Origin of the sequence: Paragemmobacter amnigenus, assembly GCF_009908265.2 — a bacterium.
Lineage (GTDB): Bacteria > Pseudomonadota > Alphaproteobacteria > Rhodobacterales > Rhodobacteraceae > Paragemmobacter > Paragemmobacter amnigenus.
Window position 1 is genome coordinate 120,885 of sequence record NZ_JAAATX020000013.1, and the last position, 20,869, is coordinate 141,753.

18 protein-coding genes are annotated in these 20,869 nt (G+C 66.8%); 8 read left to right on the forward strand and 10 right to left on the reverse strand.

Features of this window, described 5'->3' with window-relative positions:
• Positions 1-62: 62 nt before the first annotated feature.
• Positions 63-2,228, reverse strand: coding sequence for a catalase/peroxidase HPI (gene katG, locus GU927_RS17560; RefSeq protein WP_161763754.1), 2,166 nt, complete (start codon positions 2,226-2,228; stop codon positions 63-65).
• A 142-nt stretch (positions 2,229-2,370) separates the two neighbouring features.
• Between katG and GU927_RS17565 the strand changes: the two genes are divergently transcribed.
• On the forward strand, positions 2,371-3,276 hold the full coding sequence (locus tag GU927_RS17565; protein WP_161763755.1) for a LysR substrate-binding domain-containing protein: 906 nt from the start codon (positions 2,371-2,373) through the stop codon (positions 3,274-3,276).
• A gap of 49 nt (positions 3,277-3,325) precedes the next feature.
• On the forward strand, positions 3,326-3,787 hold the full coding sequence (locus GU927_RS17570) for an acyl-CoA thioesterase (protein WP_161763756.1): 462 nt from the start codon (positions 3,326-3,328) through the stop codon (positions 3,785-3,787).
• Here GU927_RS17570 and GU927_RS17575 read toward each other — a convergent pair.
• From GU927_RS17575 to GU927_RS17600, 6 genes are all read right to left on the reverse strand, one after another.
• Positions 3,772-4,572, reverse strand: a complete 801-nt coding sequence (locus GU927_RS17575; RefSeq protein ID WP_161763757.1) for an ATP-binding cassette domain-containing protein — start codon at positions 4,570-4,572, stop codon at positions 3,772-3,774. The two genes, GU927_RS17570 and GU927_RS17575, sit on opposite strands and share 16 nt — an antisense overlap.
• Positions 4,569-5,432 (reverse strand): ABC transporter ATP-binding protein, encoded by an 864-nt coding sequence (locus GU927_RS17580; RefSeq protein ID WP_161763758.1) that lies wholly within the window; start codon positions 5,430-5,432, stop codon positions 4,569-4,571. The genes GU927_RS17575 and GU927_RS17580 overlap by 4 nt, the downstream gene beginning before the upstream one ends.
• On the reverse strand, positions 5,429-6,262 hold the full coding sequence (locus GU927_RS17585; RefSeq protein ID WP_232489261.1) for an ABC transporter permease: 834 nt from the start codon (positions 6,260-6,262) through the stop codon (positions 5,429-5,431). Before GU927_RS17585 ends, GU927_RS17580 begins: the two co-directional genes overlap by 4 nt.
• Before the next feature lie 10 nt (positions 6,263-6,272).
• Positions 6,273-7,283, reverse strand: coding sequence for an ABC transporter permease (locus tag GU927_RS17590; protein ID WP_161763760.1), 1,011 nt, complete (start codon positions 7,281-7,283; stop codon positions 6,273-6,275).
• Between the two features lie 148 nt (positions 7,284-7,431).
• On the reverse strand, positions 7,432-8,955 hold the full coding sequence (locus GU927_RS17595) for an ABC transporter substrate-binding protein (RefSeq protein WP_161763761.1): 1,524 nt from the start codon (positions 8,953-8,955) through the stop codon (positions 7,432-7,434).
• A 48-nt stretch (positions 8,956-9,003) separates the two neighbouring features.
• The gene (locus GU927_RS17600) at positions 9,004-10,572 is read right to left on the reverse strand and encodes a phytoene desaturase family protein (RefSeq protein WP_161763762.1); all 1,569 of its coding nucleotides are present in this window, start codon (positions 10,570-10,572) and stop codon (positions 9,004-9,006) included.
• Between the two features lie 130 nt (positions 10,573-10,702).
• Between GU927_RS17600 and GU927_RS17605 the strand changes: the two genes are divergently transcribed.
• Genes GU927_RS17605 through GU927_RS17625 form a run of 5 tightly spaced genes read left to right on the forward strand, consistent with a single transcriptional unit; the run spans position 10,703 to position 17,255 of the window.
• Positions 10,703-11,494 carry a cyclase family protein gene (locus GU927_RS17605; protein WP_161763763.1) on the forward strand — a complete coding sequence of 264 codons (792 nt, stop codon included), beginning with the start codon at positions 10,703-10,705 and terminating at the stop codon, positions 11,492-11,494.
• 3 nt (positions 11,495-11,497) lie between these two features.
• Positions 11,498-13,063 carry a phytoene desaturase family protein gene (locus GU927_RS17610; protein WP_161763764.1) on the forward strand — a complete coding sequence of 522 codons (1,566 nt, stop codon included), beginning with the start codon at positions 11,498-11,500 and terminating at the stop codon, positions 13,061-13,063.
• A complete protein-coding gene (locus tag GU927_RS17615; RefSeq protein WP_161763765.1) occupies positions 13,060-13,545 on the forward strand; it encodes a MarR family winged helix-turn-helix transcriptional regulator in 486 nt (161 codons plus the stop codon). The genes GU927_RS17610 and GU927_RS17615 overlap by 4 nt, the downstream gene beginning before the upstream one ends.
• Before the next feature lie 3 nt (positions 13,546-13,548).
• The gene (locus GU927_RS17620) at positions 13,549-15,696 is read left to right on the forward strand and encodes a thiamine pyrophosphate-dependent enzyme (RefSeq protein WP_161763766.1); all 2,148 of its coding nucleotides are present in this window, start codon (positions 13,549-13,551) and stop codon (positions 15,694-15,696) included.
• Positions 15,693-17,255 carry an indolepyruvate oxidoreductase subunit beta family protein gene (locus GU927_RS17625; protein WP_232489262.1) on the forward strand — a complete coding sequence of 521 codons (1,563 nt, stop codon included), beginning with the start codon at positions 15,693-15,695 and terminating at the stop codon, positions 17,253-17,255. The genes GU927_RS17620 and GU927_RS17625 overlap by 4 nt, the downstream gene beginning before the upstream one ends.
• Before the next feature lie 81 nt (positions 17,256-17,336).
• Here the strand turns inward: GU927_RS17625 and GU927_RS17630 are convergent, their stop codons facing one another.
• Both GU927_RS17630 and GU927_RS17635 read right to left on the reverse strand, forming a co-directional pair.
• Positions 17,337-17,828, reverse strand: coding sequence for a flavin reductase family protein (locus GU927_RS17630; protein WP_161763767.1), 492 nt, complete (start codon positions 17,826-17,828; stop codon positions 17,337-17,339).
• Positions 17,829-17,838: 10 nt separating this feature from the next.
• The gene (locus GU927_RS17635) at positions 17,839-18,930 is read right to left on the reverse strand and encodes an LLM class flavin-dependent oxidoreductase (RefSeq protein WP_161763768.1); all 1,092 of its coding nucleotides are present in this window, start codon (positions 18,928-18,930) and stop codon (positions 17,839-17,841) included.
• 118 nt (positions 18,931-19,048) lie between these two features.
• Between GU927_RS17635 and GU927_RS17640 the strand changes: the two genes are divergently transcribed.
• Entirely contained in the window at positions 19,049-19,603 is a 555-nt protein-coding gene (locus tag GU927_RS17640; RefSeq protein ID WP_161763769.1) for a winged helix DNA-binding protein, read from the forward strand.
• A 33-nt stretch (positions 19,604-19,636) separates the two neighbouring features.
• Here GU927_RS17640 and GU927_RS17645 read toward each other — a convergent pair whose 3' ends face one another.
• The gene (locus GU927_RS17645) at positions 19,637-20,749 is read right to left on the reverse strand and encodes a 3-hydroxyacyl-CoA dehydrogenase (protein WP_161763770.1); all 1,113 of its coding nucleotides are present in this window, start codon (positions 20,747-20,749) and stop codon (positions 19,637-19,639) included.
• Positions 20,750-20,869 lie beyond the last annotated feature (120 nt).

The window sequence follows — 20,869 nt, forward strand, 5'->3', positions numbered from 1 at the left end:
GCGGCGCATGAAAAAGGGGCGCCCCGTTGCGGGGGCGCCCCTTCCTGTGCCGTGCTGACCGGTCAGGCGGTCAGGTCGTAGCGGTCGGCGTTCATCACCTTGGTCCATGCGGCGACGAAATCGGCCACGAACTTGGCGCGGTTGTCGTCCTGCGCGTAGACTTCGGCATAGGCCCGCAGGATGGAGTTCGAGCCGAAGACCAGATCGACGCGGGTCGCGGTGAACTTCGTGGCGCCCGAGGCGCGGTCCACGATGTCATAGAGGTTGCGGCCCTTGGGCACCCATTTGAAGCCCATGTCGGTCAGGGTGACGAAGAAGTCGTTGGTCAGCGCCCCCGCGCGGTCGGTAAAGACGCCATGCGCCGTGCCGCCGTGGTTGGTGCCGATCACCCGCATCCCGCCCAGAAGGACGGTCATCTCCGGCGCGGTCAGGCCCATCAGTTGCGCGCGGTCGAGGAGAAGCTCCTCGGGTTCCACGGCATAGTCCTTCTTGACCCAGTTGCGGAAGCCGTCGGCCAGCGGTTCGAGCACGGCGAAGCTTTCGGCATCGGTGTGTTCGGCCGTGGCATCGCCGCGACCGGGGGTGAAGGGGACGGTGATGTCATGGCCTGCCGCCTTGGCCGCCATTTCGACGCCGAGGTTGCCCGCAAGGACGATCACATCCGCGATCGAGGCGCCGGTGGCGGCGGCGATGGGTTCCAGCACCGACAGGACGCGCGACAGGCGGGCGGGTTCGTTGCCCTCCCAGTCCTTTTGCGGGGCGAGGCGGATGCGGGCACCGTTCGCGCCGCCGCGATAGTCGGACTGGCGGAAGGTGCGCGCAGAGTCCCATGCAGTGGCGACCATGTCGGCGACCGACAGGCCGGCGGCGGCGATCTTGGCCTTGACCGCGGCCACGTCATAGGCGGCGTTGCCGGCGGGGACGGGATCCTGCCAGATCAGGTCTTCCTTCGGCACGTCCGGCCCGATGTAGCGGACGCGCGGGCCCATGTCGCGGTGGGTCAGCTTGAACCAGGCCCGCGCGAAGGTTTCCGAGAAATAGGCCGGATCCTTGGCGAAACGTTCCGAGATGGCGCGATAGGCGGGGTCCACCTTCATGGCCATGTCGGCATCGGTCATGATGGGCGTGCGGCGGATGGACGGGTCTTCGACATCGGGGAACTTGTGTTCTTCCCTGATGCCGACGGGTTCGTACTGCCATGCGCCTGCGGGGGACTTCTTCAGCTCCCACTCATAGCCCAGCAGGAGGTCGAAATAGCCGTTGTCCCAGCGGGTGGGGTTGGTGGTCCATGCGCCTTCGATGCCGGAGGTCACGGTGTTGCGGCCCACGCCACGCGAGCTGTGGTTGTTCCAGCCCAGACCCTGTTCGAAGATCTCTGCGCCTTCGGGCGAGGGGCCGAGGTTTTCGGCGCGGCCATTGCCGTGGGCCTTGCCGACGGTGTGGCCACCTGCGGCCAGCGCCACGGTTTCCTCGTCATTCATGGCCATGCGGGCGAAGGTTTCGCGCACCATCGCGGCGGTGCGCATCGGGTCGGGCTGGCCGTTCACGCCTTCGGGGTTCACATAGATCAGGCCCATGTGCACGGCGGCGAGCGGGTTTTCCAGCGATTTGGGATCGTTCAGGTCGGCATAGCGGTTTTCCGAGGGCGCGAGCCATTCGGTTTCCGAACCCCAGTAGACGTCCTTTTCCGGCGCCCAGATGTCTTCGCGGCCGAAGGCGAAGCCGTAGGTCTTCAGGCCCATATTCTCATAGGCGATGGTGCCGGCGAGGATCATCAGGTCGGCCCAGCTGATGCGGTTGCCGTATTTCTTCTTCACCGGCCAGAGCAGGCGGCGGGCCTTGTCGAGGTTGGCGTTGTCCGGCCAGGAATTCAGGGGGGCGAAGCGGTGGTTGCCCGTGCCCGCGCCGCCGCGGCCATCGGCCATGCGGTAGGTGCCGGCGGAATGCCATGCCATGCGGATCATCAGGCCGCCGTAATGGCCCCAGTCGGCGGGCCACCAGTCCTGGCTGTCGGTCATCAGGGCGTGGACGTCGCGCTTGATCGCGTCGAAGTCGAGCTTCTTGACCTCTTCGCGGTAGTTGAAGCCCTTGAGCGGGTTCGACTTGGTGTCATGCTGATGCAGGATGTCGAGGTTCAGCGTCTTGGGCCACCAGGCCACGACCGAGGTGCTGACATCCGTCTGGCCGCCGTGGACCACCGGGCATTTGCCGACTGCGTTTCCGTCCATGTCGCTCTCCTTGAAAATGGATGCGGCGGCCCTGATCCGGCCGGAGGGCCGGGCCGGATGGGCCGCTTCGCTGCGACGGGTCTAGCAAGTTCTGGCTATCAGTGTAAGTTTGATTTTCTGATTGATCCGATAAGGCGGGCTTATGATTAACCTGACGCTGAAGCAGATGCGCTATTTCGATGCCCTTGCGCGGCAGGGGCATTTCGGGCGGGCAGCCGAGGTCTGTTCGATCTCGCAGCCCGCGCTGTCGATGCAGATCCGCGAGATGGAGCAGGAACTGGGCGCGGAACTGTTCGAGAGGGGCGCGCGGCTGGTGCGGCTGACGGGGTTTGGCGAGGCGATGCTGGGGCGGGTGCGGGATATCCTGCGGTCGGTGGACGAGCTGGGCGATCTGGCGCGGGCGTCACGGGACAGTCTGACGGGGCGGCTGCGGATCGGGGTGATTCCCACCATCGCGCCCTATCTGCTGCCCGCGATCATCGCGCGGCTGACCGAGGAATCGCCGGGGCTGGATTTGCACCTGCGCGAGACGATCACGCCGAAGCTGATCCGCGAGCTGGAGGAGGGGCGGCTGGATACGGCCATCGTGGCGTTGCCGGTGTCCGAGCCGTTCCTGACCGAGGTCGATCTCTTTGCCGAGGATTTCGTGCTGGTCCGTCCGGCGGCGGATGCGGAAAAACCGGTACCCGACCGCGAGAGGCTGCGCGAGATGCGGCTTTTGCTGCTGGAAGAGGGGCATTGCTTCCGCGATCAGGCGCTTTCGTTCTGCAATCCGGGCGGGGCGGTGCCGCGCGAATTGCTGGATGGAAGTTCCCTGTCCACGCTGGTGCAGATGGTGGGGGCGGGGATCGGGGTGACGCTGATCCCCGAAATGGCGGTGGGGGTGGAGACGCGGTCGGCGCAGGTGGCCGTGGCGCGGTTCAACGGGGCGCAGCCGTCGCGGCGGATCGGGATGGTGTGGCGGCGATCCTCGCCCCTGTCCAAGCAGTTGACGGGGCTGGCCGGGGTGGTGCGTGCGGCGGGGCTGGCGCAGCGGTCGGGGGGTTGACCTTGCCGCCCGATATGGGACGGTTCGGGAAATGCCGAAGGGGGACCACATGACCGTCTGCTTCACGACCGACCGGATGCTGCATTTCGGGGATTGCGACATATCGGGAACCGCCTATTACCCGGCCTATCTGAACATCCTGAACGGGGTGGTGGAGGAGTTCTGGGCCCATATCGGCTGGCCCTGGCACGAGATCATCTGGAAGGAACGCTGGGGCACGCCGACGGTGCATCTGTCCTGCGATTTTTCCAAACCGTCCTTCTTTGGCGACAAGCTGACCTTCCGGCTGACGGTGCTGAAGGTGGGCAAGTCGTCGGTGCGGTTGAAGCATACGATCCATTGCGGGGATGAACACCGCTGGTCGGTGGAACAGGTGCTGGCGGCAAGCTGGCTGGACAGCCACACCTCGATGCCCTGGCCCGAAGAGGTGAAGGCCAAGCTGGAAAGCCTGATGGGGCCGCAGGAAGCGCCCGAGCGGCGGCCCGTCGCCCCGCCTCAGACCCAGGGTTGAGCGGGGTCGGGCAGGGGGATCGCGTCCAGAAGGTCGCGGGTATAGGCGGCCTGCGGGGCGGCGAAGAGGTCCGCGGTGGGGCGGTCCTCGACGATTTCGCCGCGGTAGAGGACGATGGTGCGCTGGCACAGGCGGCGGATGACCGACAGGTCGTGGCTGATGAAGGCGAGCGTCAGGCCGAGATCGGCCACGAGGCGTTCCAGAAGGTTCAGCACCTGCGCCTGTGACGAGACGTCGAGGCCCGAGACGATTTCATCGGCAAGGATGAAGTCGGGTTCCAGCGCGATGGCGCGGGCGATCCCCACCCGCTGACGCTGGCCGCCGGAGAGTTCGTGCGGGTAGCGGGCGGCGAAATGCGCGGGCAGACCCACATGGTCCAGCGCGCGGACGGTGCGGTCGGGGATGTCGGACAGGCCATGCAGGCGCAGGGGTTCGGCGATGATCGTGCCGACGCGGTGGCGCGGGTTCAGCGACGACATCGGGTCCTGGAAGATCATCTGGAAGCGGCGGCGCATGGGCCGCAGGGCGGGTTCGGGCAGGTGGGTGATATCGGTCCCGTCAAAGCGGATCGCGCCGCCCGACGGCTCCAGCAGCCGCACCAGCGCACGCCCGAGCGTGGACTTGCCCGAGCCGGAGCCGCCGACGATGCCCACCACCGCGCCCTTGGGGATGGTGAAGGACAGGCCCTTCAGGATCTCGATCCGCGGGGCGGCGCCGAGCAGGGGCTTGGACGTCATGTCGGCAAGCGACAGGCGAAGGTTTTCGACGGTGTAGAGGTCGGTCATGCGGCGCCCCTGTCATGGGCCGCGACTTCGGCGCGGACGGCGTCGATGACGGCATCGGGCACGGGCAGAAGTCCGGCGGCGGGGTCGGTGTATTTCGGTGTCGCGGCCAGAAGGGCGGCGGAATAGGCGTGGCGGGGGGCGGCGAAGAAATCGGTCACGCTGCTGTCTTCGACCACCATGCCGGAATAGAGGACCGACAGCCGCTGGCAGACCTTGGACACCACGCCAAGGTCGTGGGTCACGAACAGCAGCGCCGTGCCATGGCGGGCCTGCATGCCCGCGATAAGTTTCAGGATCTGCTTCTGCACCGTCACGTCCAGCGCCGTGGTGGGTTCGTCCGCCACGATCAGCTTCGGTTCGGCGGCAAAGGCCGAGGCGATCAGGATGCGCTGGCGCATCCCGCCCGAGAGTTCATGCGGATAGGCGCGCAGGACGCGGTCGGGGTCAGGGATCTGCACCTCGGCCAGCAGGTCGCGCGCGCGGGCGGTGGCGTCGGCGCGTGTCCAGCCGAGGATGTCGACCAGACGGTCGGTGATCTGTGGCCCGATGCGGTGGCTGGGGTTCAGCGCGGTCAGCGGGTCCTGCGGGATCAGCGCGCAGGTGGCCCCGATGCGGCGTCGGCGCTCGGCCGGAGGCAGGCGCAGGAGGTCGGTGCCGTCGAGCAGGATCTCGCCCCCCGTCACCTCGACCGAGGGCGGCAGGATGCCCAGAACAGCCTTGCCGATCATCGACTTGCCCGCGCCGGATTCGCCCACGAGGCCCCGCACCTCGCCCGCCGCGACATCGAGCGAGACGCGCCGCAGGAGGGGCGGGCCCTTCTTCAACCGGACCGACAGGTTGCGGATGGAGAGGAAGGTCATCGCAGCACCGGATCGAAGCGGTCCTTCAGGCCTTCGCCAAGCTGGGAGAAGGACAGGACGGTGAGGAAGAGGGTGATCAGCGGAAAGACCAGCACCCACCACGCCTGATGGATGGAGGTGCGGCCTTCGGCGATCATGCCGCCCCATGTCGGATCGTCGGTCGAGATGGAGAGGTTCACGAAGGACAGGATCGCCTCGACGATCACGGCGATGCCCATTTCCAGCGTCAGCAGGACCACGATGGTGGGCAGGACGTTGGGCAGGATCTCGCGGATCATGGTGCCGATACGCCCCCGTCCCGCCACGCGGGCGGAGGCGACGTAATCCATCGCGCCCTGTGCCATGGCTTCGGCGCGCACCACGCGGGCGAAGCGGGTCCAGTCGATGACGACGATGGCGATGATGATGGAGATGAGGCCCGGGCCAAGGACGGCGATCAGCAGGATGGAGAAGAGGACGGGCGGAAAGGCCATCCAGATGTCGATCAGGCGGGAGATCGCCATGTCCACCCAGCCGCGCAGGAACCCCGCGAGCAGCCCCAGCGTCGCGCCGATCAGGCAGGTGATGGTGCCCGCGATCAGGGCGACCATCAGCGCCACCCTTGCGCCGTGGATGATGCGGGACAGCACGTCGCGGCCAAGGCTGTCGGTGCCCAGCCAATAGCCCGGCTCTGCCCCCGCGACCCAGAAGGGCGGCAGGCGGCCAAGGAACAGGTCCTGCGCCAGCGGATCCTTGGGCGCGACCCAAGGGGCCAGCAGCGCGGCAAGGCAGAGCAACGCCAGCCACCCCGCCGACAGCCACAGCCGCAGCCCCGCGCGGCGGCGGATCATGGAACGGCCGTCAAGCATGGCGCAGCCTCGGGTTCAGGACGGCGTATAGCAGGTCCACGATCAGGTTCACCACCGTGAAGATGAGCGCGAACAGCAGCACGATCCCCTGGATCAGCGGCAGGTCGCGGTTGATGACGGCGTCGATGGCCATGTTGCCCAGACCCTCATAGGAGAACAGCCGTTCAATGATGACGGTGCCGCCGATCAGGAAGGTGAACTGCACCCCGACCAGCGTCAGCGTCGGCAGGGCGGCGTTCCGCAATGCCTCGCGCAGGATGACCCGCGTCTCGCCATAGCCCTTGGTGCGGGCAAGGGTGACGTAGTCGAGGTTCATGGTTTCCTTCAGGCTCTGCTTCAGAAGCTGCCCGATGATAGCGGCCAGCGGGATGGCAAGGGCCAGCGCGGGCATGAACATGTGTGACACGATATCGGCCCAGAGGTCGAAGCGCAGGCGGATAAGGCTTTCGAACAGGTAGAAGTCCGTGGTGAAGGGCAGCTCCAGCGAGGGCGTCACGCGGCCCGAGATGTGGAAGAGCGGCAGCAGCACCCCGAAGAGCAGGATCAGCACCAGCCCCCACAGGAAATCGGGCACCGACAGCGCCATGCCGTTGGCCACGTCGATCGCGCCTTCGGTCCGGCCACCGCGAAAGCGCGTGCCGGTCAGGGCGGCGGCCCCGCCAAGGATCACCGCCATGACCAGCGCCATGATGGACAGCTCCAGCGTCGCGGGCAGGCGGCCCAGCACGAGGTCCAGCACGGGCTGGCGGGTGGTGATGGAGGTGCCGAAATCGCCCTGCACCACGCCCGCGACCCAGATGCCGAATTGGGTCACCAGCGGCTGGTCCAGACCGTAGAGCGCCGAAAGCCGCGCGATATCCTCGTCCGTTGCGCCGGGGGGCAGCATCATGGCGATGGGGTTGCCGGGGACGACCCGGATCACGAAGAAGACGATCACCGCCACGCCCGACAGGGTGACGAGCGTCGTGAAAAGCCGGATCGCCAGAAGTCTAAGGATCGCCATGCCTGCCGTCACTGCCCGGGGCGGCCCTCTCTGCGGAACCGCCTGTCTTCATCTCGGCCCAAATACCCATGCGACGGTTCCGACGGACCGACGCCCGGCATGGGGCGATGGGGGGTCCGGGGGGCGGATGCCCCCCGGCCCTGCGGGATCAGGCCCGCTTCATCAGATGCGGCAGCAGCGACCCCGAGGCATGGGGCGTCACCACCACGCCGGGCGCGTGCAGGATCGGCTGGACATATTGCAGAAGCGGGATGACCAGCGCGTTTTCTGCGATGTATTTGTCCACCGCCTTCCAGCCGTCGATGCGCTTGGCCTCGTCCGCCTCGCCCCAGAGGGGGCCGATCATGCCGATCAGATCCTCGCCATCCCAGACGGAATGGGGCGAGGGGCCGAACATGGCGAAACCGGTCGAGGTCGTGGGATCGCCCACCGAATTGCCCCAGTTGTAGAAGGCGGCGGGGGCAAGCTGGTCGGCAGCGCGCAGTTCGTAATGCTTGGCGATCTCGTAGACCTCGATCTCGGCCTCGATCCCCACCTTGCGCCAGAGGCCGACGATGGCCTGCACCATCTCGTAATCCTTGGGCTTGAAGCCCTTGGTCGTCTGGATCTTGAACTTCACCGGATTGTCGGGGCCGAAACCGGAGGCCGCCAGCAGTTCGATCGCCTTCGCCTCGTCATAGGGAACGGCGATGGAGGCGTCGTAGGCGTCGTATTCGGGGGTCTGGAGCGTGTCGATCTTGACGCCATAGCCCGAGAGCAGGCGGTCGATGATGGCCTGCTTGTCGATGGCATGGGCTGCGGCCTTGCGGATATTGGGGTCGGTCATCACCTCGATATCGTTGAGGAAGATCATCCCGATATCCGAGATGGGGGCGGCAACCCCCGCCAGCGGGCCGCCCTTGAGGCGGTCATATTCCTCGTAAGGCATTTCGAGTGTGACGTGGGAGTTGCCCGATTCCACCTCGGCCACACGGGCGGCGGCGTCGGGGACGAACTTGATCGTCACGGTGTCGAAGTCGGGCTTGCCGCCCCAGTAATTGGCGTTTGCCTTGAGGCGGACGAAGGCGTTGCGCTCGAACTTTTCCACCATGTAGGGGCCGGTGCCGATGGGCGCGGCCTCGAACCCCTCTGCCCCGACCTTTTCGTAATAGGCCTTGGGCAGGACGTAGCCGGTCAGGAAATACATCCACTTGAAGATCGTGGGGTCGAATTGCGCGACATCGGCGATCACCTTGTTGCCTTCGACGCGGTGGTTGGTAAGCGTGCCCCAGACGAACTGGATCGGGCTGCCGGTTTCGGGGTTGGCCACGCGGGCGAGGTTCCAGGCCACGTCTTCCGCCGTGAAGGGCGATCCGTCATGCCAGGTGACGCCGTCGCGGACGGTCATCCAGACCTGCGTCTTGTCCTCGTTCCAGCCCCATTCGGTCAACAGGCCGGGGGCAGGGGACAGGTCGGGTTGTTGCAGGATGTACTGGTCGAAGACCGATTGGTAGAGGCCCTGGATGGTGGGGTTCACCGCCGAGGGGCCCACGGTCGGGTCCCATGAGGGCAGGTTGACGTTATAGGCGATCACCAGCTCGTCGATCTGTTGCGCGAAGGACGGCAGGCCGATCGTGCCCGCGGCCATGGTGGCGGCTGAGAGCTTCAGGAGGCTCCGGCGGTTGATGTTCATGGTCGTTTTCCCTGTTGTGGTTCTTTGTTGGTCTTTGCTGTGTCGTGGTCAGCTTCCGGCGAGTTTGCGCGCCAGAAGGAAGCCCGCCCCCGCCCCGGTGCCCGCGCCCGGCCAGACGGCCGCGCCGGTGAGGTGGAGGTTGGCCAGGGGGGTGGACCCGTCGGCATGGCCGCGGACCGGGCGGAAAAGGAAGTTCTGCGCCAGATGGTGGCTGCCGCAGACCTGATCGCCGCCGATCAGGTTGGGGTTGTCGGCCTCAAGCTCCATCGGCGTGACGATGCGGGTGCCGAGGATCTTTGCCCGCATGCCCGGGGCGTGGCGTTCGAGGATCGCCAGCGCGCGGTCGGCGAAATGGGGGGCGGCGCTGGGCCAGTCTGTCGCGGTGATCTCGCCCTTGGCGTCGCCGGTGATCGTGCCGGGGGGCATGCGGACCTGCACCCAGAGGATGTGCTTGCCCTCGGGCGCGCGGGTCGGGTCGAAGGCGGTGGGCTGGCCCACGACGAGGATGGGTTCATCGGGCAGGTGGCCCGCCTGCGCCTGCGCATAGGTGCGCGCCATCTGGTCGAGCGAGGGGGCGAGGTGGACATAGGCGAAGCGTTGCAGGTCTGCGCCTGCGCGCCAGTCGGGCAGGGCGTCCATCGCAAGGTGGATCATCATCGTGCCGGGGGCGTGGCGGAAGCGGTCCAGCCCGCCGTCGAAGGCGGGGGTGGTGTCGCCCGTCAGCCTGCGCAGGCCGCGCGGCGAGGTGCCTGCGATCACGGCGCGCCGCGCCGTGATGCGGCGGCCGTCGGCCAGTTCGATGCCCGTGGCACGGCTGCCGTCGCGCAGGATGCGGGTGACGGGCGCGCCGGTTTCCACCGTGCCGCCGCGGGCGGTGATGGCGGCGGTCAGGGCGCGGATGATCGTATCCGCGCCGCCCTTGCCGATGACCATGCCGAAGGCCTGACCCGCCATGCCTTCGAGATAGGGGAACATCGCGCCGCCCGCGACATCGGGGGCGAAGTCCAGATGCATCCCCCATGCGCCCAACAGCGCGCGGATATGCGGGTGTTCAAAGGTTTCCTCCAGCCATGCGCGGGGCGAGGAGAGCAGGAAACGGGTGAAGTCCATCGTTCCGGCGGCCCCTTTGGCGCGGAACGTTTTGAACATGAAATATGCAAGCGCACGCATTTTCATTTCCGACCCGAGCAGGCCGAAGAGATGCGGCGCCTCGTCCCCGAATCGCGCGACGAGCGTTTCCCATGTCGCGGAATCGCGGGGCGAGAGGGCGCGGAAGGCGGCCAGCGTTTCCGCCATGTCGGTGGAGACGCCCGCCCATGTGCCATCGGGGAAGGAGGACGAGAAGGGGCGGTTGACGGGCACGAATTCGCAGCCATGTTTCGCCAGTTCCGCGCCATATGCCTTGAAAAACGGGCTTCCGGCAAAGAGCGACAGGTTCATCGCGGCCCAGTCGTGACGGAAGCCGGGCAGGGTGTATTCGCCGGTCTTGACCGCGCCGCCCGCCACTGCCGCCTGTTCGAAGACCCCCACGCGCCAGCCCTTGGCCGACAGGTGCAGCGCCGCGGCCAGCGTGTTGTGGCCCGCCCCGATCAGGACTGCGTCGAAGGTGTCGGCCATGCTCTCCCCGCCCGCTTGACGTCGGGGATATTTGCAAACGCATTTAAATCTGTCTAGCATGATTCCTTGACGACCGGGAAACAACCGGCGCGGGGTATTGCCGGATCGTCCGGCCAACAGGGAGACGACGATGAGTTCTGCAAGCGTGCTTTCATCCTTGGCGGGGATGCTCGCCTCGGGCGGGATCGAGGTGGTGGATTGTTCGGGGGTGCTGGGGCCGGAGACGCCGCTCTTGAAGCTGCCGCCGGATTTCGCCAAGGACACGCCGCCGATCAAGATCCACCGCATCAGCGAGTATGACAAGGATGGCCCGTTCTGGGCGTGGAACTGGCTGGAACTGGGCGAACATTCGGGCACGCATTTCGATGCGCCGCATCACTGGATCACCGGCAAGGATTATGCCGACGGCTATACCGACACGCTGGATGTGCAGCGGCTGGTCGCGCCGGTGAACGTGCTGGATTTCAGCGCGGAATGCGCGGCGGACCCGGATTTCCTGCTGACGATCGATCATGTGAAGGCTTGGGAAGCCAAGCATGGCGCGATCAATGCGGGGGAATGGGTCGTGCTGCGGTCGGACTGGGACAAGCGCGCGCATGACGAGGCGCTGTTCCTGAACGCGAACGAGACGGGGCCGCACACGCCGGGGCCGACGGCAGAGGTGATCGAATACCTGCTGTCCAAGGGCATCGTGGGCTGGGGCAGCCAGTGCATCGGGACGGATGCGGGGCAGGCGGGCGGCATGACCCCGCCCTTCCCGGCGCATAACCTTTTGCACAAGCACAACTGCTTTGGTCTGGCGTCGCTGGCGAACCTCGACAAGCTGCCCGCCAAGGGGGCAATCCTGATCGCGGCGCCCTTGAAGATCAAGCAGGGGACCGGCTCGCCCATCCGCGTGCTAGCGCTGGTTCCCAAGGGCTGATCGATGGGGCCGGATCACGTCATCATCGGGTCGGGGATCAACGCGCTGGTCGCGGGGGCCATGCTGGCGCTGAAGGGCGAGCGGGTGCTTCTGCTGGAGCGCGAGCCGGTGGCGGGCGGGTGCCTGCGGACCGAGGAGATCACCCTGCCCGGGTTCCGGCATGACGTGATGGCGGCGACATGGGTCTTGTTCATGACATCACCGGCGGGGGCCGCGCTTGGCCCCCACCTTGCCCGGCACGGGTTCGACTATTGCCACACGCCCCATCCGACCGCCGTGCTGCGGCCGGACGGGTCGGCGCTGGTGCTGACGACCGATCGGGCAAAGAATATCGCGGCCTTCAACGCGCGGGCGGCGGGGGATGGCGATGCCCATGCCCGCGATGTGGGGGCCGTGGAGGCGGATGCGCCCTTCCTGTTTGCGCTGCTGGGCGGTGCCTTGTGGTCGTGGCCCACGGCAAAGCTGCTCTGGGCGCAGGTGCGGAAGCGCGGGTTGCGCGGGCTGGCCGCGTGGTTCGGCCGGGCGCTGGTTCCGGCGCGGGGGTGGCTGGAGACGACCTATGCCTCGGCCGATGTGCGGGCGCTTTATGCGCCATGGGTGCTGCATTGCGGGCTGACGCCGGAAAGCACCTATTCTGGCCAGATGGGCAAGGTCATCGCCTTTGCACTGGAGGCGGCGGGGGCGCCTGTCGTCAAGGGCGGGTCGGGGGCGGGGGTGGCGGCCTTCCGCGCGCTGATCGAGGAGAAGGGCGGGGAAATCCGCTGTGGCGCGGATGTGGACCGGATCATCGTGAAGGATGGTCGGGTGCGGGGCGTGGTGCTGGTATCGGGCGAGGAGATCGCCTGCGGGTCGGTGCTGGCCTCGGTCGCGCCGGGGCAGTTGCAGGGGCGGCTGCTCAGGGACGTGAACCTGCCCGAGGATCAGGCGGCGGCGCGGGCCTTCCGGCACGGGCGGGGGAATTTCCAGCTACATTATGCGCTGGACCGGCATCCGGAATGGCTGACGGACGGCTTGGATGATGTCGCGCTGATCCATCTGGCGGACGGGATCGACTCCGTGTCCAAGGCTTCGAACGAGGCGGAGCGGGGGATGCTGCCTGCGGTGCCCACGATCTGCGTGGGGCAGCCGCACCGGCTGGACCCCTCGCGCTGCCCTGACGGCAAGGCGGTGCTGTGGTTGCAGATTCCCGACGCGCCGCGCGTGGTGAAGGGCGATGCGGCGGGCGAGATTGCGACCGATGGCACGTGGTCCGAGGCGGTGCGCGAGGCGTTTGCTGACCGGATCGAAGGCATCCTGCGGCGGCATATCAGGGATTTCGATGCCATAAAGCTGGCGCGGCGGGCCTATAGCCCTGCCGATCTGGAGGCGATGAACGTGAACCTCGTGGGCGGCGATCCCTATGGGGGGCTGTGTTCCATCGACCAGTTCTTCATCTTCCGCCCCTTTGCCCATTCGACCAATGGCACGGGGCTGGTGCGGGGCTTGCGCCATATCGGCGCGTCCACCCATCCGGGTCCGGGTCTGGGGGGCGGGTCCGGGTTCCTTGCGGCGAAAGGTTTGGGCGCATGACGGACCAATCGCCGCCGAAACCGCAGCCGGACCAGCCCCGACTGGGTGAAATCGGGCTAACCAATTACGCGCCTTATCTGATGAACCGGATCATGGGGCGGTATAACGCGTCCCTTCGGGACGAGATGGCGGGGCTGGGCCTGACCACGCCCAAGATGCGCGCCTTGGCCGTGCTGTCGGTGATCGACGGGCCGCTGATCCGCGAATTGTCGGTCTATTCGGTGGTGGAACAGTCCACCCTGTCGCGCGCGCTGGACCAGTTGGCGGGCGACGGGCTGATCCGGCGCGAGGCGGATGCGGTGGACAGCCGCGCCACGCGGGTCTTCATCACCGAGGCGGGGCGCGCGCATTTCGAAACGCTCTGGCCCCGCATGGCCGAGGCGCATGAGCGCATGTTCCGCGGCATCCCGCCGGAGGAACGGCGCGCCTTCGTCGGCACCTTGCAGAAGATGCTGGCCAATATCCGCAAGCACGAGATCTGAGACATGGCCGAGCGGTCCTTCAAGGCAGAGGTGGAGCATCTTCGCAAGGGGGAGGGGGAAACCTTCACCGGCGAGGGGATTCTGGCCATCACCAAGGCCCTGCTGGAGAATGGCGTGGGCTATGTCGGCGGCTATCAGGGCGCGCCGATTTCGCATCTGATGGACGTGCTGGCAGATGCCGAGGAGTTGCTGTCCGAGCTGGGCATCCGGTTCGAGGCGAACGCGAACGAGGCGGCGGCGGCGGCGATGCTGGCGGCATCGGTGCATTACCCGATCCGCGGGGCGGTGACGTTCAAGGGATCGGTCGGGGTGAATGTGGCCTCGGACGCCTTGGCCAATCTGGCGTCATCGGGGGTGAATGGCGGCGCGTTGATCATCGTGGGGGAAGATTACGGCGAAGGGTCCAGCATCATGCAGGAGCGGTCGCATGCCTTTGCCATGAAATCGCAGTTCTGGCTGCTGGACCCGCGCCCGAACCTGCCCTGCATCACCAAGGCGGTGAAGGACGGGTTCGAACTGTCCGAGGCGTCGAACACGCCCGTCATGCTGATGGTGCGGATACGGTCCTGCCATGTGACGGGGTCGTTCCAGACGCGGGACAACCAGCGCCCGAAGCTGTCGGTCAGGGAGGCGCTGTCCAACCCGCAATCCGATTTCGCCCGCGTGGTACTGCCGCCGATGTCATTCGCGCATGAGCAGGACAAGATAAAGAACCGCTGGCCCAATGCGGAAAAGTTCATCCGCGAGCGCGGGTTGAACGAGGTGTTCGGGCCGAAGGTGGCGCCTGTCGGGCTGGTCCTGCAAGGCGGCATGTATAACGGCGTCATCCGCGCGCTGCAGCGGCTGGGGCTGGCGGATATCTGGGGCAACACGCAGGTTCCGCTTTACGTGCTGAACGTGACCTATCCCCTGCTGGCGGGCGAGTTCCTGGAGTTCTGCGAGGGCAAGGATCAGGTGCTGGTGATCGAGGAGGGGCAACCCGAATTCATCGAACAGCAGCTGTCGACCTTCCTGTATCGCGCGGGGTCCGGCGTGAAGCTGCGCGGCAAGGGCATTCTGCCGATGGCGGGGGAATATACCGGGCAGGTGATGCTGGACGGGATCACGGCCTTCCTGAAAGAGGCCGCGCCCCAGATGCTGCCCGCCATGGTGCGCGCCCCGAACGAGGACAGGCCGCAGATCCCCGACCTGACCAAGACGGTGCCGATCCGCCCGCCGGGGTTCTGCACGGGCTGCCCTGAACGGCCCATCTTCGCGGCGATGAAGCTGGTGCAGAAGGAAACGGGCAAGCTGCAGATCAGCGCGGATATCGGCTGCCACCTCTTCGCCTCGCTGCCGCCCTTCGAGATCGGGGGGGCGACGATGGGCTATGGCCTTGGGCCGGCGGCCAATGCGGCCTTTGACGGCGGGGGTGAACGGCGGCCCGTGGCGATCATCGGGGATGGCGGGTTCTGGCATAACGGGCTGTCCTCGTCCTTCACCAACATGGCCTTCAACAAATCGGACGGCGTGGCGGTGATCGTGGACAACTACTATTCCGCCGCGACGGGGGGGCAGGACATCATGTCCTCGCGCGCCGACAACCCGACGAAGGCGACGAAACATCCGATCACCAAGGCGCTGAAGGGCATCGGGATCGACTGGGTGCGTCAGGTGGACCGCACCTATGACGTGGGCCGGATGCGCGACGTCCTGCGCGAGGCGCTGACGACCGATGCGCCGGGGCCGAAGGTGATCGTCGCATCAAGCGAGTGCATGTTGAACAGGCAGCGGCGGGAAAAGCCGCTGACGGCCAAGGCGATCAAGGAGGGGCGGCGGGTCGAGGCGCCGCGTTTCGGCGTAGACGAGGATGTCTGCACGGGCGACCATGCCTGCATCCGCCTGTCGGGCTGTCCGTCGCTGTCGCTGAAGAAGCTGGACGATCCCTTGCGCGATGATCCGGTGGCGAGCATCGACCAGTCCTGCGTCGGCTGCGGCAATTGCGGTGAGGTGGCGGATGCCGCCGTGCTGTGCCCGTCCTTCTACCGCGCCGATGTGGTGCACAACCCGTCGAAATGGGAGGCGCGGATGGCCGCCCTGCGGTCGCGGATCATCGGCTGGCTGCAGGCCCGCCGTGCCGCGCGGTGGCTGGATTTCGGAGGCGCGGCATGAGCTTGCACGAAACGGTTGGCGCGGAAATGGGTGCAGGACAGGCCGATCCGCGGCTGTCGGGGATCATAAAGCTGGCCATTCTGGCGGTGGGCGGGCAGGGCGGCGGGGTGCTGACCGGCTGGATCGAGGATCTGGCGCGCGCCAACGGCTATGCGGCGCAGGCGACATCGGTTGCAGGCGTGGCGCAGCGGACGGGGGCGACGGTCTATTACATCGAGATGGCCCCGCATCGGGCGGGCGAGCCGATGCCCATCTTCTCGCTGATGCCTGCGGCCGGTGATGTCGACGTCATGGTCACGGCCGAGATGATGGAGGCGGGCCGCGCGATCATCCGCGGCTTCGTGACGCCGGACAGGACCGTGCTGATCACCTCGACCCATCGCGCGCTGGCGGTGTCGGAAAAGATGGTGCCGGGGGACGGGATCGCCTCCAGCGACGAGGTGATGGCGGCGGCAGAGGTTGCGGCGCGGCGGGTGATTGCGGCGGATTTCGACGCGCTGGCGGTGGCGAACGGGTCGGTGATTTCGGCGTCGCTCTTCGGGGCGCTGGCGGGGGCGGGGGTGCTGCCCTTTCCGCGCGAGGCCTTCGAGGCCGCGATCCGCGCAGGCGGCAAGGGGATCGAGGGGTCGCTGCGGGCCTTTGCGGCGGCCCATGACGTGGCAGCGAACCCTGTCAGGGAGGCTGCACCCGTGGTCGAGGCGCGGCCTGCGGCGCGGGTGACCGGCCCCGCGCGGCTGGTCGCGGAATGGGATCGGCTGGCGGCGCATGTGGCCGCGCTGCCCGCGCCGGTGGCGGAACTGGCCCTTCCGGGATTGCGGAAGGTCGTGGACTTTCAGGACCTTGCCTATGGGGCCGAATATCTGGACCGGCTGGCGGGCGTGATGGCGCGGGACGATGCCGCGCGCGGCTGGGCGCTGTCGCGCGAGGCGGCGAAATATATCGCCAATGCCATGGCCTATGACGACATTATCCGTGTCGCGGACCTGAAGACCCGCGCCCGCCGGTTCGACCGCATCCGCAAGGAGATGCGGGTGAAGGAGGCGAATGTCCTGCACCTGACCGAATTCTTCCACCCCCGCGCGGAAGAGGTGGTGGGCATGTTCCCCGCCCGCCTTGGCGCAAGGGTCGAGGCGGACCCGAAATGGATGGCGCGGCTGGGCCGCTGGTTCGACAAGGGGCGGCGTCTGCGGACGGACAGCCTGACGGCCTTCGTCATCCTGCATGTGCTGGGCGGGATGAAGGGGTGGCGTCGCCGCACCCTGCGCCACGCGCAGGAACAGGCGCATCTGGCGCGCTGGCTGGAGGTGGCCTTGGGGCAGGTGGCGGGCAACTATGACCTTGCGGTGGAGCTGATCCGCTGCCGTCGCCTGATCAAGGGCTATTCCGACACCCATGCGCGGGGCCAGTCCAAATTCGACCGCGTGGTCGCCGCCTCGCTGCGGATCGCGGCGCGCGAGGATGCCGCCGACTGGTGCCGCCGCCTGCGCGAGGCGGCGCTGAAGGACGAAGAAGGCAAGGCGCTGGACGGCGCCGTCCGGACGATCGACAGCTTCGCCTGACACGCCCCTTCATCTCGGCCCAAATACTCACAGGGGGTGAATTGGCCGCAGGCCAAGAGGGGGCGCGTGCGCCCCCTTCCGTCACGTCAAGGCGCGGTAGCCGCCGTTCCAGTAGATCAGCGCCCCGGCATCCGGCGTGGTGCTGATGGCGCGGACGCGGCCGATCAGGATGGAATGGGTGGCGCGGTCGATCATCTCTTCCACCGTGCAATCGAAGGCGGTGGGCGCACCTTTCAGCAGCCGCGCGCCGGTGACGGCGGTCTCCCAGTCTGCCCCGTCATAGCGCGCCGGACCCTTGACCCCGCCAAAGCCCGAGAACCGCTCCGCCACCGCCTGATGCGCCGCCCCCAGCGAGGACCAGCCGAAGCGGCCGTATTTCACCAGAAGTGGGTGGCTGGAGGACGTGCGGTTCACGCAGGCCAAGAGGAGCGGCGGATCGGCAGAGAGCGAGATGGCCGACGTAACGACAAGGCCCGAGGCTTCGTCGCCGTCGCCTACGGTAATGACGCTGCAATTGCCTACGAAGGCGCGCATCGCGTCGCGGAAATCCTTGCCTGTCGGTTCTTCGGCCATTTTCGCCCCCTTACCTGATGCCTGCAGCTTCCAGTTTCGGCAGGACGTTATCGCGGAAATAGGGGAATTCCTCGACGTAATCGACGAAGGACAGGGTCGTCCCCGCAAAGCCCGCCGCGTGCAGTTTGAGAATCCCTTCCGCCACCTGATCGGGCGTGCCGATCAGCGGGAAGCCGCCATGCCCCAGCGCGAAGAGGTGCTTGATCTGCGCCAGCAGGTCATGCGGGAAGCTGTGGGCATGGGCGAATTGCAGGCGCACCAGATTGTCGACGGCATCGGTGTCGGCGTTCTGGACGGCGGTGTAATCGGCATAGGCCTTTGCCTCTGCCTCGGTCGGGCGGCAGATGACGTGGCTGAAGGTCAGGACGTTCACGTCGCGCCCCTTGGCCTTGGCCTGCGCTTTCAGCTCCGCGATCTCGGCCTTTGACCGGTCGAGGTCGATGGCGGGGGTGAACAGGAAGTTGGCGTTGTCGGTGGCGAATTCGCGGCCCTGCGGGCTGCCGGCGGCGTTGATGATCGGGACGGAGCCGCGCAGGGGTTTGGGGTCGCCCTTGACCTTGGACGCCTTGAAATAGGTGCCGTTCCAGTCGAAATGGTCGTCCGAGGTCCAGAGCTTGCGGATCAGGTCGAACCATTCCTGCGCATAGGCGTAGCGGGTTTCGTGATCGTCGGGCAGGGTCAGGCCCAGCGCCTCATACTCCGGCTTGTTCCAGCCTGCGACGATGTTCAGCCCCGCGCGGCCGTGGCCGATCTGGTCGATCGTGGCCATCTGCTTGGCCACTACGACGGGGTGGTTGGCGGCGGTGTGGATGGTGGCGAAGACGGCGATGTTCTTGGTCGCGGCCAGCAATCCGGCGGCCCATGTCATGGTTTCAAGGACGCCGCCGTGGAAATCCGTCTCGCCGCCGTAACCAATCCAGCGGGCGATGGGGAGCATGAAGTCGATCCCCGCATCATCCAGCATCCTTGCCAGTTTGAGGTTGTTGTCCCAGCTGTTGACCCAGCGTTCGGGCGCCTTGGTGGGCGTCATCCCGGATGAGCAGTTGGTCGAGAAGGTGCCAAGGCGAAAGCGATCGCCCGAGAGCATCGGGTGGTGTGGCATTGTCAGCAGTCCCTGTTGGAGTTTTGGAAGTATTTTATGTTTGAAAGTCTATCGTAAAATCCATTTGCGTCAACGGTCCGTCGCGGTGATGGTCAAGGGAACGGGGGGGCGGAATGCGATGGCGGAAAAGAATCTTCAAATTCAAAATGATGCGGCCACGCCCGGTCTGGACTGGCACTGGCATCTGGCCGAAGGGCCGGTCGAGGTGGACACGACCGAACTGGAATTCGCGCTGATGCGGACCTTCGAGGGATTCGGGCGGTGGCAGTCGGAATGTCTGGCCTCGGTCTGTGATCTGGCGGCAACGGGGCCGGAGAATGCTCTGTTGTACATCATCCGGATGAATGACCGCCCGAAGACGATCAAGGATCTGGCGCGGCTGACGAACAGGGACGACGTGCCGAACATCCAGTATTCCCTTCGCAAGTTGATAGGGGCGGGGTTGATCATCCGTAAAGGCGCGGGACGGTCGGGCGTGACCTATGAGGTGACAGCGGAAGGGCGGCGCGTGACGGATGATTACGGCGCGCTGCGGCGGCGGCTGTTGATCCAGGCGGTGGCCAATGTGCCGGGGTTTTCGGACCGGCTGGCTGAGGCGACACGGGCGCTGAACCTGCTGTCGGGGATCTACGAGGAAATCTCGCGCGTTGCGGCGACGCACCGGCGGGGATGACGGGGGCCGTAACTTGGTCCGTCACGGGGCCCGTTACTGGGCCAGTGCGGGGGCCGGCAGGTAGCGCGATTTCAGATATGCGGGGGCGGATCGTTCAAGGTCTGCAAGGGTTTGCAGGATGCGCTGCGGGCCGTGGCTGTGCAGGATCTCGAACGGGCCGCGCGGGAAATTCAGACCCAGTCTGAGCGCCGTGTCGATGCCCTCGGTCGTGGTGCCGCCTTCGGCGAGGAGCCATGCCCCCTCGTTCACCAGAGTGGCCTCGATCCGCAGGGCGATGCTGGCGGCATCGGCAGGGGGCGCGACGGGTTCGGCGGGAAAGACAAACCCTTTCATGGCTTTGCGGCCAAGGTGGCCCTTGGCGACCTGTGCCCTGAGCGCGTCGAAGACGTGGTAGCGCGGGTGGTTGCCCATGGCCGAGGCGAGGCTTTCGGTGGCGGCAAGGTTGATGTCGGCGCCCACGAGGTCGATCAGGGCGAAGGGGCCGAGGCGGTAGCCGGCGGCCAGCATGGCGGCGTCGATTTCGGCGGGGGTGCGGCCTTCCTCGAGGAGGGCGAGCGCCTCGCCGTAGAAGGGGCGGGCGCAGCGGTTGACGATGAAACCGGGGCGGTCGGCGCATTGGATGACGGTCTTGCCTGTGGCTTCGGTCAGGCGGCGGGCGGTGGCGAGCGCGTCGGGGGCGGTGCCGCCATGGGGGGCGAGTTCGACCAGACGCATCACGGGGGCGGGGTTGAAGAAGTGCAGACCCAAGAGCCGGTCGGGGCGCGACAGGCCCGCCGCGATGGCCGTGACCGAGAGGGAGGAGGTATTCGTCGCCATCACGGCGTCAGGGGCAAGCCGTTGTTCCAGTTGCGAAAAGACGGATTGCTTGACATCCAGCCGTTCCACCACCGCCTCGATCACCAGTGTCGCGGGGGCGAGGTCGGGGATGGTTCCGGTGATGGTCAGGCGGGACAGGATGGCGTCTTTTTCGCCTTCGGTCATCGCGCCCTTGGCTATGCGGGGGGCGAAGTTTGCGGCAAGGCGGGCGGGGGCCGAGGCGCGCATGTCGGCGCTGGAATCGGTGGCGAGGACGGGATGGCCCGCCTGTGCGAAGACCTGCGCGATGCCGAGTCCCATGGCGCCGAGGCCGATGATGGCGATGGTCATTTGGCAGTGGACTCCGGTTTCGGGGTGTACCGATGGCTGTGCCGACGGTTGTACCGCAACCTGTCAGCACGCAGCGCGCGGTGGGGCGCGGTTCCGGCAACGGGCAAGGGGGGCGGGGTT